2 protein-coding genes are annotated in these 2,427 nt (G+C 68.4%); both read right to left on the bottom strand.

What is annotated here, in order from left to right:
• Positions 1–1,636: ABC transporter ATP-binding protein (locus tag DD1DGNOD_RS09505; protein WP_131769931.1), on the bottom strand; the 1,636-nt coding region annotated here is incomplete at its 3' end.
• A gap of 183 nt (positions 1,637–1,819) precedes the next feature.
• A partial coding sequence (locus DD1DGNOD_RS09500; protein ID WP_131769927.1) for an enoyl-CoA hydratase/isomerase family protein occupies positions 1,820–2,427 on the bottom strand: 608 nt, incomplete at its 5' end.

The following is a 2,427-nucleotide window of genomic DNA, read 5'->3' as shown; positions in this document are numbered from 1 at the left end:
CCTCGTCCAGGACGACGATCGAAGGCTCCTTGAGCAGCAACCGGGCGATGGCGAGCCGCTGCTTCTCACCACCGGAGAGCCGGTAGCCACGGTCACCGACGACCGTGTCCAGACCGTCGGGCAGCGCCCGCACGACGGCGCCGATCTGGGCCGCGTCCATGGCCGCCCACATCTGCTCCTGCGTCGCCTCCGGCCGGGCGTAGGCGAGGTTCGCTCGGATCGTGTCGTGGAAGAGGTGCGCGTCCTGGGTGACAACACCCACGGCGTCCCGTAGCGACCGCAAGGTGATGTCCCGAACGTCGTGACCACCGACCCGAACCGCGCCGCTGACCGCGTCGTACATGCGGGGCACCAGCTGGCTGATCGTCGTCTTGCCGGCTCCGGACGGCCCGACCAGCGCGACCAGCTCGCCGGGTTCCGCCCGGAATGACACGTGATGCAGGACGGCCTCGGACGGACGCTTGTCGAGCACCGCCACCGACTCCAGGGAGGCCAGCGACACCTCGTCCGCGGCCGGGTAGCGGAATCCGACGTCGTCGAACTCGATCGTGGCCGAGCCGGGCGGCAGGTCGACCGCGCCTGGCCGGTCGGAGATCGCCGGTGGCAGGTCGAGCACCTCGAAAACCCGCTCGAAGGAAACCAGGGCGGTCATCACGTCGACGTTGACGTTCGACAGCTGGGTCAGCGGGCCGTAGAGGCGCGACAGATAGGAGGTCAGCGCGACGACGGTACCGACCTGCAGGGCCCCCTCGGCGGCGAACCGCCCGCCCACGCCGTAGACGATCGCGGTCGCCAGGGAGGCGACCAGGGTCAGCGAGACGAAGAAGATCCGGCCGTACATGGCCTGAGTGATTCCGATGTCGCGGACCCGGGCGGCCTTGGTCGTGAAGCCGTCGTTCTCCCGTGACGGGCGGCCGTAGAGCTTGGCGAGCATCGCTCCGGAGACGTTGAACCGTTCGGTCATCACCGTGTTCATCGCGGCGTTGAGCCCGTAGCTCTCTCGGGTGAGGTCGGCGAGCTTCGGTCCGAGCAGCCGCGCCGGGACGACGAAGACCGGCAGCAGCAGCAGCGAGACGACCGTGATCTGCCACGACAGCACGACCATCGCGGCGAGGACGAAACCGACGGACACGACGTTGGACAGGACCGAGGACAGCGTGCCGGTGAAGGCCGACTGGGCCCCCAGGACGTCGTTGTTCAGCCGGGAGATCAAAGCGCCCGTCTGGGTCCGGGTGAAGAACGCCAGCGGCTGGCGCTGGACGTGGTCGAAGAGCCGGGCCCGCATGTCGAAGATCAGGCCTTCGCCGATGCGCACGGAGAACCACCGTTGCGCGAGAGCCAGCAGCGCGTTGATGACGGCGATGAGCCCGACCAGCGCGGCGAGCGCCTGTACGACGCCCACGCGTCCGGGGATGATGCCCTTGTCGATGATCGCCTTGAAGATCAGCGGAATCGTCGCGCCGAGCGCGGCATCGACGACGATCAGGACGAGGAAGCCGGCGAGCATCCTCCGGTACGGGCGCGCAAACCCGACGATCCTGCGCAGGGTGCCCGGCCGCAGTTTCTGGTGGGCGATCGAGCGGTCACGCTGGAAGGCCCGCGCACTGATGGGCGGCCCGCCCTCGACGAATCTCATCAGTAGACCCCCGAAGTTCGCTCCTGCTTACGATGTAACACTGTAAGCGAAAGCAGCAAAGGATCGTTCCCTCACCATGATCTCGACCACAGGGTCGAGGCCGGAATCGGGTCGAGATCGGGTCAGGATCGGGATCGAGTCAGGATCGGCTGACCGGTGCGGGGATGACTCACCGCAGACGCTTCACCCGGATGACCCGGCCGGCGTCGGCGAGCAGCGCAGCTGGGCATCACGCTCCGCGCGTAACTGATCCGGTCTGGACCGCTCACGGCTGTGCAGCAGCAACGCCTTGACCTCGACGGCCGTCTCACGCGGAGCCGCAAGCAGGGCGGCGACAAGCTCCTCCACCGCCCGGTCGAGATCGGCAGGGGCGGCCAGCCGGTCCGCAAGCCCCACGGCCTGAGCCTGCACGCCGGACAGTCCGCGCCCGGTCACACACAGATCCAGCGCGCGGCCGTAGCCGACCAGGTCGACCAGAGCCCGGGAGACCCCCAGCGCCGGGATACGGCCGTGGTGGATTCCGGTCAGGGACAGGTACGCGTCATCGCAGACAACCCGCAGATCGCAGGCGATCGCCAGGCGAAGAGCGTCAACGGCGTACCCGCTGACGACCGCGACACTGAACAGGTCATGGCGGGACAACCAGCCGAGTGCGGCCTGCCACTCGGCGACCGTCCCCGCGTTGTGGTGAGCCGGTTGGTCTTCAATCTTTTGATCGTCAGACCGCTGGCCCTCGGCCGGTTGCTCTTCGGCCGGTCCGGACCGGCCATGACCGGACGGCGGCGAGCCGC

Origin of the sequence: Candidatus Protofrankia californiensis (assembly GCF_900634765.1) — a bacterium.
Lineage (GTDB): Bacteria > Actinomycetota > Actinomycetes > Frankiales > Frankiaceae > Protofrankia > Protofrankia californiensis.
Note: the sequence above shows the minus strand (reverse complement) of the source record. Positions and strands in the feature narration are given on the sequence as shown.